Origin of the sequence: Streptomyces sp. SYP-A7185 (assembly GCF_046103685.1) — a bacterium.
GTDB lineage: Bacteria > Actinomycetota > Actinomycetes > Streptomycetales > Streptomycetaceae > Streptomyces.
The window spans coordinates 543,657-558,635 of record NZ_CP122310.1 but is presented as its reverse complement, the minus strand read 5'-3'; the positions used below and the strand labels follow the sequence as shown (position 1 = coordinate 558,635).

Here is a 14,979-nt window from a genome sequence, read left to right as displayed (position 1 = left end):
CATGGACAACGACACGGCACGTGCGGCCGTACTGGTGGGCGTGGCCGGCTGGGTGCCGCCCGGCACCGTCACCAACGCCGACCTGGAAGCCCGCCTGGACACCACCGACGCCTGGATCCGCAGCCGCACCGGCATCGCCCGGCGGCACACCGTCGCGCCGGGCACGGCCACCCGGGAACTGGCCGTCGAGGCCGGGCGGCTGGCCCTGAAGTCGGCGGGCCGCGACAGCGTGGACGCGGTCGTCCTGGCCACCGCGACCCCCGACCGCCTCTGCCCGGCCACCGCCCCCGAGGTCGCGGCGGCGCTGGGGCTCGGCCCGGTCGCCGCGCACGACATCTCCGCCGTGTGCGCCGGATTCCTCTACGCGCTGGCGGCCGGGGTGGGCGCGATCGCGGCGGGCTTCGCCGACCACGTCCTGGTCATCGGGGCCGAGACGTTCTCGGCCATCGTCGATCCGCAGGACCGCAACACGGCCGTCATCTTCGGCGACGCGGCCGGCGCGGTGGTGCTGCGCGCCGGGGGGTCCGAGGAGCCGGGCGCCATCGGTCCGATCCGGCTCGGCAGCGACGGCACACACAGCGACCTCATCCAGATCCCGGCCGGCGGCGCCCGCCAGCGCGCCGCCCGTACCGTGCCCGGCCCGGGCGACCACCACCTGCAGATGCAGGGCCGCAAGGTCTACCGGCACGCCAAGGAACGCATGGCGCAAGCGGCCCGCGAGGTCCTGGACCGCTCCGGCTGGACGGTCGGGGACGTCGACCGCCTGGCGACGCATCAGGCCAACGCACGCATCAGCGAGGCCGTCGCCGACGAACTGGGCGTGGCGCGCGAGCGTGTCCTGTCCAACATCGAGCAGGTCGGCAACACCTCGGCCGCGTCCCTGCCGCTGCTGCTCGCCGACTCCGCCTCTGGGGGCGCACTGCGTCCCGGTGACCGGGTGCTGCTGGCGGCGTTCGGCGCCGGGCTCGCCTGGGGAGCGGCCTCGCTGACCTGGCCGGACGTGACGGCCCTGGCCGTGCACTCGTATCGCGGCTGAGGTCGCGGCTGAGGCTCCCGCAGCAGACCTGAGACCTGAGACCTCAGGCCTCGGGCCTGATGCCTCGGGCCTCAAGGAACAGACATCAGGCCGGCGCGGGTCAACCGCCCGTGCCCGTCCCACCGACACAGTGCCCGGAGGAAACGGTGTACGAAACGGTCAAGTCCCTGCTCACCAATGAATTCAAGATCTCCGAGGATCAGATCGCCCCGGACTCCACCCTGGAGGACCTCGGTCTGGACTCCCTGGCCTCGGTCGAGTTCGCCCTCGCCCTGGAGAAGGGATTCGGCGTGGAGATCACCGACGACGAAGTGGTCGAGCTGGAGCGGCTCGACAAGATCGTCGAACTCGTCGAGCTGCGCGCGCGAGCATCCTGAGCCGTGCCCAGAGCCTTGAAGAGCGCGGCGCGCACGGGCCTGGGCACGGCCGGCGGACAGCCGGGGCCCGTCGCGGGCCCCGGCTGTCGTGCGTCGTCAGGGACGGTCCACGGCCTCGGGGTGGCCGTGGGCGGACTCCCGTGCTTCCTGCTTCACCAGGTCCACCTCGGTCTCGGGGGCGTCCCCGCCGCCCGCGGTGGCCGGGGAGATCCGCCCCGCCGAGGGCGGGATGAACAGGAAGACGGCGATCGCCACCAGGACGAGGAGGATGCCGGTGCACAGCGACGTGACCCCGAAGGCGTCGGCGAACGCGAGGTCGGCGCGCCGCTTCAACTCCTCCCCGGCGGCGCCGGGCAGGGCGCCGGCCACGCCCACGGCGTCGGCGAGGCCTTCGCGCGCGGCGTCCATGGACCGGGGGTCCACTCCGGCGACCGGATCGTCCATCTCCTTGCGGAACAGTGCGGACGCCACACTGCCCATGATCGCTACGCTGAGTCCGTTGCCCAGTTCGTAGGAGGTCTCCTCGATGCCCGCGGCGCCGCCCGCGGTGTCCGCGTCGGCCGTTGACATGATGGAGTCCGATGCGGCCGTCATGGCACAGCCCGCGCCGGCGCCGATGCCCGCCAGGGCGATGGCGAAGACCCAGTACTCGGTGTCGGGCTCGACGTTCATCAGGACGAAGAACGCGGCGCCGATCAGGCCCATGCCGATCATCATGGCGTACCGCGTCCCGTACCTCGGCACGATGACGGACATGACGGGCGCCCCGATCATGGTGGCCAGGAGCAGCGGCAGCAGCCGCAGGCCCGATTCCATCGGCGACGCGCCGCCGATGAACTGCCAGTGCTGCGTGAGCAGCAGCATTAGCCCGCCCATGCCGAACATGGCAAGGACCACGGACACCACCGCGACGGAGAACGCGCGGTTGCGGAACAGCTTCGGGTCGAAGAGCGGGTCACGGATGCGCAGCACCCGCACCACCAGGGCGGTCAGCAGCACCAGGCCGAGCACACCCGTGACGATCGTCTGTGCCTCCAGGCCCTTCGCGCCGCCGTGCTGGATCGAGTAGACGAGGGAGATCAGACCGGTGACGGACAGCAGGGCTCCGACGGTGTCCCAGCGCGGCGGATTCGGGTGCCGGGACTCCGGCACCAGGGCCAGCGCCGCGATGAGGGCGAAGACCATGATCGGTACGTTGATCAGGAAGACCGAGCCCCACCAGAAGTGCTCGATCATGACGCCGCCGACCACCGGCCCGACCGCGGCGCCGGCGGCGGACATGGTGGCCCACACGGCCAGTGCGACCGTTCGCTCTTTGCGGTCGGTGAACACGTTCCGGATGATCGAGAGCGTCGACGGCATGATGATCGCGGCGCCGATGCCGAGCAGTGCGCGCGCCGTGATCAGCATCGCGGGCCCGTCGGCCCAGGCCGCGGTGGCCGACGCGGCGCCGAAGACGATGAAGCCCAGGCACAAAAATCGCTTGCGGCCCAGGCGGTCGCCGAGTGTGCCGCAGCTGATGAGCAGGCCGGCGACGATGAGCGAGTAGACGTCGACGATCCACAGTAACTGCACCGACGAGGGCTTCAGTTCGGTGCTGAGCGTGGGCAGGGCCACGTTCAGGACCGTCAGGTCGAGGGCGACGACCAGCAGGCTCAGGGACAGGACCGCGAGGACCGCCCATCGGTTCTTGGCCCCGGGGACGGCGCCTCCGTCACCGCCCCCACCTCCTCCGCGGCCCGCGCTTTGCCCTTCGTGCACCACGCCGTCCATGACTGTCCTCCTTCGGGATTCCGCCAACAGGTCCCGTACGTCATACCAGCTATCGTACGTCGTACGAGACTGCGTTAGCATAGGGCCGTGAATGAAACTTCTGGACGAGAAACCACACCGAAAGGCCAACCCGGCTCGATCTGGCTGCGCGAGATGAAGCAGCGACCGGCGAGGCAGCCGCTGAGCCGGGAACAGATCGTGCAGGCTGCGGTGCGTCTTCTGGACGAAGGAGGTGTCCGCAACCTGCGCATGCGTCAGCTCGCGGATTCGCTGAACTCGGCGCCGATGTCCCTGTACTGGCACGTGCCGACAAAAGACGACCTGCTGGAATTGGCCATCGACGCGGTGTTCCCCGATCCGCCGCCCCGGTCGGGGGCGGGGGACTGGCGCGACGACATCAAGGCGGGCGCGGCAGATCTGTTCGAGGTGCTGCTGCGGCACTCCTGGATGATCGAGCTGATGGGTGGTCACCCCCCGGTGGGGCCCCGCGCCCTGGCGCACACCAGCGCCATCATCGAGATCCTGGAGCAGGCCCACTTCTCCCCGAGGCAGCTGGACTCCGCACTCTCGGCGATCTACTACTACACCGTGGGTGCCGCCCTGTCCGAGGCGTCCTGGCAGGCCATGGCCCGCCAGAGCGCCGAGAGCGAGGAGGACTGGGTGAACCGCCTCGGCCCCTACCTCGGCATGGCGACCCAGGACCATCCGGCGTCCCTGGCCGACTACGTCAAGCGCAGCGCTTCCAGCAGTACGGGCCAGCGGTTCCACGACGGCCTGGCGTGCATGGTGTCCGGCATGGAGCAGATGCGTTCTCAGAATTCCTGAAGCCCGACACTCCTGACGCCCCCCCGGCACCCCCCATGCTCCTGGCGTGCAAGGACGGCCCATCCGGCCGCCCGCCGCGCGTCCGCCGCAAAAGCGCCGATCCGGGTAGGGGCGTCAGCCGTCTCCGGACTGCCGGCCGAAGAGAGCCGGGCGCAAACGGTGCCGTGTCCCCTCGGTGCCGATCACGCCGCGCCGATCCGGGTCCATGGACCGTGGCGGGCGGGTCTTTGGTCACCGACGCTCGGGTCGTCCGGCGGCTGGTGGGAGCCGGTGGGTGGCGAAGACTGGGGGCCTGGCTCAACTTACGGTCCCGTAGGTTGTGGAGCGCGAGGAGCGTGGTGGGGCATGGCGATGGACGCGACGAACGGGGAACTGCCCGAGGTCATCCAGGGCGGGATGGGCGTGGGCGTCTCCGGCTGGCGGCTGGCCCGTGCCGTCAGCCGCGCGGGCCAGCTGGGGGTGGTGTCGGGCACGGCTCTCGACGCTCTCCTGGTACGCCGCCTGCAGACCGGCGACCCTGGCGGCGACGTGCGCCGCGCTCTGGCGGCCTTCCCGGTGCCGGAGTTGGCGACGGCGGTGGTGGACCGGTTCTTCGTCGAGGGCGGTGTCGAGGCGGGCCGGCGCTTTCGCGCGCAGCCGATGCTGCGGATCGAGCGCGGGGAACTGGCCGAACTGCTCACGGTGCTGGGCAACTTCGTCGAGGTGTGGCTGGCCAAGGAGGGACACCGGGCGCCGGTCGGGATCAACTACCTCGAAAAGATCCAGCTGGGCCTGGCCCCGGGCCTGTTCGGGGCGATGCTCGCGGGCGTGGACTGCGTCCTGGTGGGTGCGGGCGTGCCGGGCTATGTCCCCGAGCTGGCGCGGCGCCTGGCGCGGATGCAGCCGGTGAGCGTGCGCATCCGGTTCGAGGGGACCCAGGAGGACTACGACCATTCCTTCGACCCGGCCGTTGTGCTGGGCCGCAAGGGCCTCGGGCCACAGAAGAACTGCCGATGCGGGGGCGGGGGAGGTGGCAAGGGGAGCGGATGCGCCGGGAAGCGACCGGGGGAGAGCAAGCAGCAGAGTCGGCGGCAGGTGCAGGACGGACGGAGTGAGCGGCCGGTGCAGGACGGACGGGGTAAGCGGCACGTCCAGGACGTACAGATCGAAGTGCTGCCCCCCACCGCGCTGCCGTCCCCCTTCTCGGATTCCCCGGCCGTCCCGGCGGCGGGCGGTGCCGGAGCGCCGCGGTTGCGGCGACCGCAGGTTCTGGCCATCGTCTCGCTGCCGCTGCTGGCCTCGTACCTGGCCCGTGACGAGGCCACCACGCCCGACGGGTTCGTGATCGAGACCCATGGGGCGGGAGGCCACAGCGCCCCACCGCGCGGCGCTCTGCGACTCGACGCGGACGGCGAGCCCGTATACGGGCCGCGTGACCACCCCGACCTGGCGAAGATGGCCAAGCTCGGGATCCCGTTCTGGCTGGCGGGCGGAGCCGCCCACCCCGAACGGCTCGCGGCCGCCCGGGCCCTGGGCGCGGCCGGGGTCCAGATCGGCAGTGCCTTCGCGCTCTGCGAGGAGTCCGGCATGCGGCCCGGCCTGCGCCAGGCGCTGCGGACCCGCGCCCACGCCGGCGAGCTGACGGTGCGCAACGATCCGCTGGCCTCACCCACCGCCTTCCCCTTCAAGATCGCCGAGGTGCCGGGCACCCTGTCCGACCCCGCCGTGCGCACGGCCCGCCGCCGCGTCTGCGATTTGGGCTACCTGCGCGCCCCCTACCGCGGCGCCGACGGCACCATCGGCTACCGGTGTTCCGCCGAGCCCGAGGCCGCCTACCGCCGCAAGGGCGGCGCGGCCACCGACACCGAGGGCCGCCTGTGCCTGTGCAACGGGCTGTTGGCCACGGTCGGACTCGGCCAGCGCCACGCTCGCGGGGACGACGAGCCGCCGGTGCTGACCCTGGGTCAGGACCTCGACTTCCTGGCGGACTTGAGTTCCGAGGGAGGCCCCTACCGGGCGACCGAGGTCGTGGCGTGGATGACGGGCAGGCGGCCTGCCCCGACCGCAGGCTGACGTCGCCCCCTCCGGCCGTCGCCCGGTTCGACGGCCGCCGCGCGAGGGGGAACCCACGCTGGGGAATCCACCGATGGGGAACCCAACTGCCCCCCGCTGTGGGGTCGCTGTGCCAGAGGTCTTGACAACTCGATTGGTCTGGACCAAATATGCCCACAGCGGCGGCTCCGTCGTTCACTTTCGTCCCTCACCTCTTCTGGAGGCATTCCGTGGACCGTGTTCGTCAGGGCAGACCTGGCCTTCGCCGCAGAATCGGCGCGGCGATAGCCGTCGGTGCGGCAGCCGTACTCACCGTCACCGCTCTCGGCGCGCCCGCGCAGTCGGCGGACGTCAACGCGGCTCCTGCCGCAGCGGTCGGCGCCAAGGCGGCTGACGTGAACGTCGCCAAGAACGCCGGGTTCGAGTCGGACCTGAGCAACTGGACCTGCGCCGCCAACAGCGGCGCCGCCGTGACCTCCCCCGTGCACGGCGGCGCGAAGGCGCTCAAGGCCACCCCCTCGGGCCAGGGCACCGCCGAGTGTTCCCAGATCGTCTCGGTCAAGCCCAACTCGACGTACAAGCTGAGCAGTTGGGTGCAAGGCAGCTACATCTACCTCGGTGCCCGTGGCACCGGGACCACCGACGTGTCGACCTGGACGCCGGGCACCTCCTCCTGGCAGCAGCTCTCCACCAGCTTCACCACGGGTGCGAACACCACGTCGGTCACCGTGTACACGCACGGCTGGTACGGACAGAGCGCCTACTACGTCGATGACGTGAGCGTCCTTGGACCCGACGGAGGCGGCGGCACCGACCCGGTGGAGATCCCGGCCGTGCCCACCGGTCTCGCGGCGGGGACGACGACGTCCACCTCGGTGGACCTGTCCTGGACCCCGGTGTCCACGGCCACCGGCTACACCGTCTACCGCGACGGCGCCAAGGTGGCCTCGGTCGGCGGCTCCTCCACGACCGTCACCGGTCTCGCGGCGGACACCGCCTACAGCTTCCAGGTGAGCGCCTCCAACGCGGCGGGGGAGTCCGCGAAGTCGAGCGCGGTGTCCGCACGCACCGCCAAGGGCGGCGGCGGAGACGGCGGCACCGTGCCCAAGCACGCGCTGACCGGCTACTGGCAGAACTTCGACAACGGCGCGACCGTGCAGAAGCTGCGGGACGTGTCGTCGCAGTACGACATCATCGCCGTCTCCTTCGCCGACGCCACCGCCACGCCGGGCCAGATCACCTTCAACCTGGACCCCGCCGTCGGCTACGCCTCCACCGCCGACTTCAAGGCGGACATCGCCGCGAAGCACGCCGCGGGCAAGTCCGTGATCCTCTCCATCGGCGGAGAGAAGGGCACCATCTCGGTCAACAGCGACGCCTCCGCGACGGCCTTCGCGAACAGCGCCTACGCGCTGATGCAGGAGTACGGGTTCGACGGCGTCGACATCGACCTGGAGAACGGCCTCAACCCCACCTACATGACCAAGGCGCTGCGCCAGCTCTCCGCGAAGGCGGGCTCGAAGATGGTGCTCACCATGGCACCGCAGACCATCGACATGCAGTCCACGTCCGGCGGGTACTTCCAGACCGCGCTGAACGTGAAGGACATCCTCACGGTCGTCAACATGCAGTACTACAACAGCGGTTCGATGCTGGGCTGTGACGGCAAGGTCTACAGCCAGGGCTCGGTGGACTTCCTCACCGCGCTCGCCTGCATCCAGTTGGAGGGCGGCCTCGACCCGTCGCAGGTCGGCATCGGCGTCCCGGCGTCGACGCGCGGCGCGGGCAGCGGTTACGTGGCCCCCTCGGTCGTGAACAACGCCCTCGACTGCCTGACCCGCGGCACCGGCTGCGGCTCCTTCAAGCCGTCGAAGACCTACCCGGCGCTGCGCGGCGCCATGACGTGGTCCACCAACTGGGACGCGACGGCGGGCAACGCGTGGTCCAACGCGGTCGGCCCCAAGGTGCACAGCCTTCCGTAACGAACGGGCACCCCGGGCGGGGCGGGCGGACCCACCATGGTCCGCCCGCCCCGCCCGGGTGCGGTCTAGGACGGGCCGTCGAGCGGCCGCAGGAAGCGGCGTTCGTACCGCTTGATGCAGCGGGTGTCCCGAGCCAGCTGGAACGCCTCCTGGCACTCCGGATCGGACATGCTGTCCGTGCGGTACTGCTCGTAGGCGGCCAGGCTGGGAAACGAGAACAGGGCGTAGGCGATGTCGCTGTCGCCCTCACTCGGCAGGAAATAGCCGTGGTGCGTCCCGCCGAAACGGCCGACGAGCCGGACCCAGCGCCGACCGTACTCCTCGAAGTCCGCAAGCTTGTCGGCGTCGATCTCGTACTTCAGATGAACGGTGATCATGCCTGCATGATGCCGTGCCACGGCGCGGGACGCGGCCCTGGGCGTGCACGGCGTCGATCGGCCGACCGGACACGTGCTGGTCGACACACGCACCGGACAAGTCCTAGTCGACATACGATTCGAGCGTGCCGTCGCGGCGTACATCGAGTGTGGCGCAGTGGAAGGAGCCGCCGAAGGGCGCGTAGTGCAGCAGGTCGCACGGCACCGGCTCGAACCCCCAGCCTTCGAGTGCGCGCATCATGCCCGTGTGGTGCCGCTCCACGATCACCCGCTTCTCGTCGACCATCAGCACGTTCATGCTGAGCCACTTCCCGCACATCGAGGTGAGCTTGAGCAACCGCTCGTCGATCGGTTCGGGCTCGGGGGCGACCAGGACCTCCCATGAGCTCAGGACGTCGGGCAGATGGTGCACGTCGATGTACTCGGGATTGACCAGCACCTTGCCCGGCGCCAGCGGCAGGAACGTCGTGTCGATGTGCATCGGCATGCGACAGCGGCTCTCGATCTCGTGGATGCGATAGCCGGGGCCGAGATGACGGCGCAGCCATTCGATGCCCATACGGTTGGTGACGTTGCTCCGGGTGACGAACAGGTCGCGTCCCGCGCGCATGAAATCCGCCGCGTCGAACACCGGCTCGAACTCGGTGAGGATGTAGCGCATGGGCTCTCCGTCTGCGGGGACGGAGAAATCCTTGTCGAACAATGCGTCGGTGAGCTGGGGTTTCGGCGCCGCCGTCCAGCGTGCTCCGCGCCGGAAGTAGTCCTTGAGGATCTCGCGGTAGGAGTGGGTCTCGAAGTACCGGCACGGCCATGCCATCGGGGTCTCGATGATCTCGTCGCCGATCACGAGCATGCTGTCGCGCGGGCAGGCGTTGCAAAAGCCGTGCGACGACCAGTCGGGGGTGCCGAAACTCGCCTTGTGGTCGACCGCGTCCGGGCGTCTCACCGTGATGCCCAGTGATTCCAGGAGCCCGACGAACTGCTCGACTTCTTCCTGTGCCTTCTCCGTCAGGAATTTGGGGTACGCGAAGCCGGAGGCAAGGCCCTGCAAACGCGCCGCCCACGTCGGAATGTTGCAGGCCACGACGGGATGGTTGGAAGGGATTGTCGCACCGTCGATACGCCCGACGATGATCTCTTCGAGCGGGTCCCACTCGTTGTGCGAACTGACCGGCGAGACGCGAGGTTCCACGGCGTCGTCCGTCATGACCGTCGGCCCTCACGCCGCCCTGCACTTCGACGGGCCGCGGCCCGCGTACCGGCAGCTTGGCCGACTGCCTCCGTCGGGATTCCGGGTTTCCGGGCTACCGCCATGCGAACCGCCTCCGCTCACAAAGGTCTGTACGAAGCCGGTAACCCCCTTTACCAAGTTTACTCAAGGCGCCACGTCCCCAGCTGTCGCCGACTCCCGCCACCGTCGCGCCCCCACGAACCAGCGACCCCGGCCTCGGCCGCCCCCTGGCGGGGCGGGGACCGGCCCCGGTCGGAGGGTGTGTCAGAGCACGACGAGACGGTCCACCAGCAGGTGCACCCTCTGCTCGGTGTCCGCCGGGGGCAGTCGGCCGGCTCGGGTCAGGGTGGCCAGTCCGTGCAGGGATGCCCAGAACGTCTCGGTGAACAGCCCCGGGCCGACGCCGTCCCCGGCGACTTCGCCGAGGCTCTCCAAGAGCGCGGCGAAGGCGTCCTTGAGGGGTTCCGGAGTGTCCTCCTGCGCGTAGGGGAGGCCGCCGTCGAGCTGGAAGAGGGCGTCGTAGGTCGCCGGGTTGCGTGCGGCGAAGTCGAGATAGGCACGGGCGAGGGCGGCAACCCGGGCGCGAGGGCCGTCCGCGACGGCTGTCGCGGCCCGTATCTCCGCGGCCATCTGGGCCGCGCCCTCCAGGGCGACGGCGCCGATGATCTCGCGTTTGCCGCGGAAGTGGCTGTAGAGGACGGGCTGGCTGTACTCGATACGCTCCGCGAGCCGGCGAGTGGTGACCGCACCCCAGCCCTGCTGCTCGGCGAGTTCGCGGGCCGTCGCCACGATGAGGCGCTCGCGCTCCGCCCGTTCGCGCTCCTTGCGTTCCTGAACCGACATGCTCCGATCCTAGCACTGCTAGACAATCGAGCGGCAGTAGAGCTAGCGTTGCTTCAACACCTAGCAATGCTAGATCCAGGAGGAGTCGTCATGCTCAACGCACTCGAAGTCGTCACCACCGTGGTCGTCGGCGTGATGGTGGGGGTGGAGTTCGCCGTCGCCTTCGTCATGAACCCGATCCTCAACGCCCTTCCCGAGGACAGCAGCCAACTCGGGCACGCTCACGGGGGCCGGATGCTCGGAGCCGTGATGCCGGTCTGGTACATAGGCTCGCTCGCCCTGGTCGCGATCTGGGCCGTCGCCGGATGGCATCACGCCGGCACCGGACTCGTCGTCGCCGCGGGGGTACTGCTGATCATCAGCGTGGTCATGTCCATCGTGCTGCTCGTCCCGATCAACAACCGGAACAAGACGTGGACCCCCGACAACCGGCCCGCCGACTGGAAGCAGCAGAAGGACCGCTGGCTCCGCTACCACTACGCCCGCGTCGCCGTCATCATCGCCGCCTTCACCTTGCTGGTCGCCGCCCTCGCCTGATGGCAACACCGTCCAGAGGCGCGCTGGTTCGCCCGTATGGCTCGATGGCTTTCGCCCCGTCGGACTGAGTCCGACGGGCTTCGCCAGCGGCGAGCGGCCAGCCGACAGCCCGCTCATCAGCCGTCAGCCGCCCCGCGGCCGCACTTCTTTCACTGCCGCCCCGTAGAAGACCAGAATCCGGGTACACGGGGCGGCATGGCATCAACGACTGAACGCCGCACCCCCCTCCGGGTCCTTCGGCAGCTGCGCCGCACCCGCGGTTTCTATGCGGCAGGTGTTCTACTGTGGGCCGGTGCTGCGGCCTGGACAGGTTGGGCCCACCCCGGGAGCCGGCAGATGTGGATCTCGCTCTTCCTCGTGGCGGTATTCGCGGTCCTGCTCGGCACCGCATGCGTGTGGCTGCGCCGCCTCCAGATCGCCCCGGGTCGTCGACCGGCGGTCCCTGCCGGCTCTCGAGGGGCCGTTGCTCCAGGTCATGTGAATACCTAGACATCGGGCGCGCTCGTCGCTGCTGGGAGGGGTCTGCGCCGTCGAGTATCGGTGGCCCGAGGCGGCCCACGGCCGGCGACCGGCTCCTGAACCGCCGCGATCACGCCGAGACGAACGGCTGCGTCAGCTGACGAACGGCTCCGTCAGATGCGGTGTGGCCAGGTGGAGCGTAGTGGCGGTTTCGCGGCGGAGCATGCGTTCCCGCGAATGCCTGGCGACCTCCGGGTCGGCCTCGTGCGCGTAGGCGAGGTCGGGGTGGAGCAGCTGGAGCGCGTGCACCAAGAGGTCGCCGGTGACGAGCGCCAACTCGCGCCCGTCGGCGACCAGTACGCTCTGATGTCCCGGCGTGTGCCCGGGTGTGGCGACTGCCCGCCCGGCGCGCAGCGGCGTGTCCCCGTCGAGGAGCCGGAGTTGGCCGGCGGCGGCGAGCGGGTCGGTGAGGCACTGGCGAAGCTGTGGGTTGAGCGTGTCGATGGCGTCGAACTCGGCCCGCTGGAGCAGGTATTCGGCGTTGGGGAAATAAGGACGGCGGTCGCCGGCCGCGCCGCCGCTCGAAGCGGCGCCGTCTGCTGGACCACCCGCCGTCACCGACACCGACGGCACGGCCGCTTCGGTCACGACCGCCCACCCGACATGGTCGGTGTGCAGATGGGTGAGGACCACGGTGTCGACGTCGGCCGGGTCGATGCCCGCGGCGGCGAGCGAATGGGGCAGCACGCCGGGCACGGGTGCCCACGAGCGGGCAGGTCCGTCCGCCGGACCGATCCCGGCGTCCACGACGGTGAGGCCCTGCTCGCCGCGGATCGCATACGCGCGGAACTGGAGCCGCCAGCGGCCTTCCGCGTCGACCGCACCGGGGTCGTAGCGGTCGACCTCGTCCCACTGCGCGGCCGTGGCCTCGGGAAAGGCTTCCGCCCGCGGGGCGAAGAACGGGCCCTCACCGTCGGCGAGGGCGATGATCTCGGTCGAGCCGATCCGGAGGCGGGGCACGCTGAGCGACATGACGGCGATCCTGCCATGCGGCTCACGCGAGCGGGAGATCACCGAGATCACCCCAGGTCGTGACGGTCTCGATGCGGACCGAGCGATCTCCCAGACGAAACAGCGTTCAGCGGCTACGGAGTTGCCGCCCCTGCCACTGCCAATGCCCCTGCCCGCTGTGCGCCGTCCGCGGACAAGCCGTCGGACCGGCGGAGGCTCAGCAGGCCTGTCAGTGGCCGGTGGCAGGATCAGCGGCATGGCTTTCGTACGTACTACTCCGCCGCGGCCCGTGGACGTGACCGCGGTCTTTCCTGAACTGGCCCCGTTGGCGCGCCCCGCGATGCGGCTGCACCCGCATCCGGGGGCGCCTTCGATCAGGGACAGCTCTGTGGGTGGACCGTTGCTGTGGCCCGCGGAGGAGCCCTGGCCGCACTGTGAAGAGGCGCACGTGGACACCGGGTTCCGCCGCCCGGTGGCGCAAGAGCGGCTCGACAGGCGAAGGCTGGCCCGGCAGCACCATGATCCCCACGGGCCTGCGTTCACACCCGGGGAAGAGGCAGCCAAAGAGCGGATCGCCGCGAAGGACAGGGAGCTCCTCGACGCGGGCTCCCCGTTGCCCGCGGACCGCCCGGTCCCCATGCTGCCCGTGGCCCAGCTGTACCTGCGCGACATACCCCTGTTGCGGCCGCCGGGGCAGGCGGATCTGCTCCAGGTCCTTTGGTGCCCCTATGAGCACGAGCCGGACTACAAGCCCGCGACTGCACTGTTCTGGCGATCAGCCGCCGAGGTCGTCGACGTCCTCGTCACACCGCCGGAACCGTACGAGGCGGACTACCCGGGCTATGTGCCCGAGCCGTGTCTCCTGGCCCCGGAAGCAATCACCGAGTACCCCAACAGCCTCGATCTGAGCCCGGAGTTGCGGCTGGCGGTGCAGGACTGGAGCCGCTGGCAGGCAGCCGACGTCGGCGTGGACAGCTCGTACGCGGAGTATCCGGAGGACTTCTACCGGGATTATCTCGGTGAGGCTCCGGGCTGGAAGGTCGGCGGCTGGCCGCCCTGGGGCCGCACCGACCCGTACCGCCGCCACTGCACTGTCTGTGAGGCGCAGATGATGCCGCTCCTGACCATCGCCTCTTTCGAGTGGGATGGTGGCGAGGGAAGCTGCTGGGCGCCGTCCGAAGACCAAGCCGCCGCTTCCGCCACGCATTACGCCGGCCAGAGCCCGGCACAACCGACGAGAGTCGAAGTGGGCAGCACGGACAACATGCAGCTATACGTCTGCCCAAAGTCCCCCAACCACCCCCACACAGACCTGATCCAATAACCCAGCAAGCGCCTCCTGCGGCACGACGTCAGCACCACGCCGACCATGCCAAGCCACCTGCCCAGGAAAGGCTTCCTGTGCAGGTGGCTTGGCGGGGGTCAGTTCGGAGCTGACGTCGGGCTGGTGGCGGTGAGGTCGTTGTCCGAGCGCATCCATACCGTGCGCTGCGAGAAAGGCATCGCCACGTCTGCCGCATCGAGTGCTTCCTTGACGCGTCGGCGCAGTTCACGCGTGACGGCCCACTGCTGGAGGGGCACGGTCTTGACCGCCACCCGGACCACGACTCCGTCCGCGTCAAGGGACTGCACGCCCCACACGGCGGGGTCCTCCAGCAGCACCGAGGCGAACCGGGAGTCCTGGCGCATGTCGTGACCGGCCTGCTCCAAGGCGCTGTAGACGGTGTCGAGGTTGGACTCATAGGCCACCGAGACGTCCAGGACGGCGCGGGCCCACTCCTGGCTGTCGTTGCGCACGCGCAGGATCTCGCCGTTACGGATGTGCCACAGGCCACCGTTGAGATCACGTACCTGGGTGAGTCGCAGTCCTACGTGCTCCACCTCGCCGATGGCTTCACCCAGGTCCACGGAGTCGCCGACGCCGTACTGGTCCTCGAGCATGATGAGCATGCCGGAGAGGTAATCCGCCACCAGGTTCTGCGCACCGAAGCCGATGGCCAAGCCCACCACGCCGGCGCTGGCCAGCAGCGGGCCCAGGGCGATCCCGATCTGGTCCAGGACCATGGCCACCGCGACGGCGGCCACGACGACGGTGACGATGCTGCTGAGCACCGAACCGACGGTACGAGCGCGCTGCTCACGCCGCTCCTTGGCCCGGCCGCGGTCGCGGTGCAGCACGGCGGGGCCGCGGCCGGTGCGGCGCGGTCCGCGCTGCTCCTCGGACGGCTGCAGGATGCGCTGCACGACACGGGTGATGGCCTTCTTGGCCAGCCCCTTCACGATCATCGCTCCCAGGATGATGAGCGCGATGCGCAGCGGAACACCTATCAGGAGATCGACGTGGTCCCCCAGCCAGTCCGGGGCTGCTATCACCTGTTCGCCGACGTGGCCGTCAGGGACGTACGACGCCGACGCGCCGGAAGATGACACGGGATTTCGCTCCACTCAGTCGAACCGAACACCTATTGCAGCGGGGACCGTAACCACGGATGCCGAA

General features: G+C 70.0%; 13 protein-coding genes. 7 read left to right on the top strand and 6 right to left on the bottom strand.

What is annotated here, in order from left to right; genetic code table 11:
• The first annotated feature begins 1 nt into the window (after position 1).
• Positions 2–1,036, top strand: a complete 1,035-nt coding sequence (locus QBL25_RS02375) for a beta-ketoacyl-ACP synthase III (protein ID WP_409055269.1) — start codon at positions 2–4, stop codon at positions 1,034–1,036.
• 146 nt (positions 1,037–1,182) lie between these two features.
• A complete protein-coding gene (locus QBL25_RS02370; protein ID WP_409055268.1) occupies positions 1,183–1,413 on the top strand; it encodes an acyl carrier protein in 231 nt (76 codons plus the stop codon).
• 96 nt (positions 1,414–1,509) lie between these two features.
• Here QBL25_RS02370 and QBL25_RS02365 read toward each other — a convergent pair whose 3' ends face one another.
• Entirely contained in the window at positions 1,510–3,186 is a 1,677-nt protein-coding gene (locus QBL25_RS02365) for an MFS transporter (RefSeq protein WP_409055267.1), read from the bottom strand.
• Positions 3,187–3,273: 87 nt separating this feature from the next.
• On the opposite strand from QBL25_RS02365, the gene QBL25_RS02360 reads away from it, so the two are divergent.
• The 3 genes from QBL25_RS02360 to QBL25_RS02350 all read left to right on the top strand — a co-directional run bounded on the left by QBL25_RS02360 (position 3,274) and on the right by QBL25_RS02350 (position 8,024).
• Positions 3,274–4,011, top strand: a complete 738-nt coding sequence (locus tag QBL25_RS02360; RefSeq protein ID WP_409055266.1) for a TetR/AcrR family transcriptional regulator — start codon at positions 3,274–3,276, stop codon at positions 4,009–4,011.
• Positions 4,012–4,356: 345 nt separating this feature from the next.
• Positions 4,357–6,063 carry a nitronate monooxygenase gene (locus QBL25_RS02355; RefSeq protein ID WP_409055265.1) on the top strand — a complete coding sequence of 569 codons (1,707 nt, stop codon included), beginning with the start codon at positions 4,357–4,359 and terminating at the stop codon, positions 6,061–6,063.
• Between the two features lie 209 nt (positions 6,064–6,272).
• Positions 6,273–8,024, top strand: a complete 1,752-nt coding sequence (locus QBL25_RS02350) for a chitinase (RefSeq protein ID WP_409055264.1) — start codon at positions 6,273–6,275, stop codon at positions 8,022–8,024.
• A 65-nt stretch (positions 8,025–8,089) separates the two neighbouring features.
• Here QBL25_RS02350 and QBL25_RS02345 read toward each other — a convergent pair whose 3' ends face one another.
• From QBL25_RS02345 to QBL25_RS02335, 3 genes are all read right to left on the bottom strand, one after another.
• Entirely contained in the window at positions 8,090–8,401 is a 312-nt protein-coding gene (locus QBL25_RS02345; RefSeq protein ID WP_409055263.1) for an NIPSNAP family protein, read from the bottom strand.
• Positions 8,402–8,504: 103 nt separating this feature from the next.
• Positions 8,505–9,608: an amidinotransferase gene (locus QBL25_RS02340; RefSeq protein WP_409055262.1), complete on the bottom strand. Its 1,104-nt coding sequence runs from the start codon at positions 9,606–9,608 to the stop codon at positions 8,505–8,507.
• 288 nt (positions 9,609–9,896) lie between these two features.
• Positions 9,897–10,475, bottom strand: coding sequence for a TetR/AcrR family transcriptional regulator (locus QBL25_RS02335; RefSeq protein WP_409055261.1), 579 nt, complete (start codon positions 10,473–10,475; stop codon positions 9,897–9,899).
• A gap of 90 nt (positions 10,476–10,565) precedes the next feature.
• On the opposite strand from QBL25_RS02335, the gene QBL25_RS02330 reads away from it, so the two are divergent.
• Complete coding sequence (locus QBL25_RS02330) at positions 10,566–11,012, top strand: anthrone oxygenase family protein (protein ID WP_409055260.1); 447 nt, start codon at positions 10,566–10,568, stop codon at positions 11,010–11,012.
• A gap of 612 nt (positions 11,013–11,624) precedes the next feature.
• Here the strand turns inward: QBL25_RS02330 and QBL25_RS02325 are convergent.
• Positions 11,625–12,503 (bottom strand): MBL fold metallo-hydrolase, encoded by an 879-nt coding sequence (locus QBL25_RS02325; protein ID WP_409055259.1) that lies wholly within the window; start codon positions 12,501–12,503, stop codon positions 11,625–11,627.
• A 235-nt stretch (positions 12,504–12,738) separates the two neighbouring features.
• On the opposite strand from QBL25_RS02325, the gene QBL25_RS02320 reads away from it, so the two are divergent.
• Positions 12,739–13,806, top strand: a complete 1,068-nt coding sequence (locus tag QBL25_RS02320; protein ID WP_409062521.1) for a hypothetical protein — start codon at positions 12,739–12,741, stop codon at positions 13,804–13,806.
• A gap of 98 nt (positions 13,807–13,904) precedes the next feature.
• Here QBL25_RS02320 and QBL25_RS02315 read toward each other — a convergent pair whose 3' ends face one another.
• Positions 13,905–14,912, bottom strand: coding sequence for a mechanosensitive ion channel family protein (locus tag QBL25_RS02315; RefSeq protein ID WP_409055258.1), 1,008 nt, complete (start codon positions 14,910–14,912; stop codon positions 13,905–13,907).
• Positions 14,913–14,979 lie beyond the last annotated feature (67 nt).

What these genes read in the sequence shown, in the direction of transcription:
- QBL25_RS02320 (WP_409062521.1), top strand. Translation starts at nt 12,739, where the DNA reads ATGGCTTTCGTACGTACTACTCCGCCGCGGCCCGTGGACGTGACCGCG.
- QBL25_RS02375 (WP_409055269.1), top strand. Translation starts at nt 2, where the DNA reads ATGGACAACGACACGGCACGTGCGGCCGTACTGGTGGGCGTGGCCGGC.
- QBL25_RS02345 (WP_409055263.1), bottom strand. Translation starts at nt 8,401, where the DNA reads ATGATCACCGTTCATCTGAAGTACGAGATCGACGCCGACAAGCTTGCG.
- QBL25_RS02330 (WP_409055260.1), top strand. Translation starts at nt 10,566, where the DNA reads ATGCTCAACGCACTCGAAGTCGTCACCACCGTGGTCGTCGGCGTGATG.
- QBL25_RS02355 (WP_409055265.1), top strand. Translation starts at nt 4,357, where the DNA reads ATGGCGATGGACGCGACGAACGGGGAACTGCCCGAGGTCATCCAGGGC.
- QBL25_RS02365 (WP_409055267.1), bottom strand. Translation starts at nt 3,186, where the DNA reads ATGGACGGCGTGGTGCACGAAGGGCAAAGCGCGGGCCGCGGAGGAGGT.
- QBL25_RS02335 (WP_409055261.1), bottom strand. Translation starts at nt 10,475, where the DNA reads ATGTCGGTTCAGGAACGCAAGGAGCGCGAACGGGCGGAGCGCGAGCGC.
- QBL25_RS02325 (WP_409055259.1), bottom strand. Translation starts at nt 12,503, where the DNA reads ATGTCGCTCAGCGTGCCCCGCCTCCGGATCGGCTCGACCGAGATCATC.
- QBL25_RS02340 (WP_409055262.1), bottom strand. Translation starts at nt 9,608, where the DNA reads ATGACGGACGACGCCGTGGAACCTCGCGTCTCGCCGGTCAGTTCGCAC.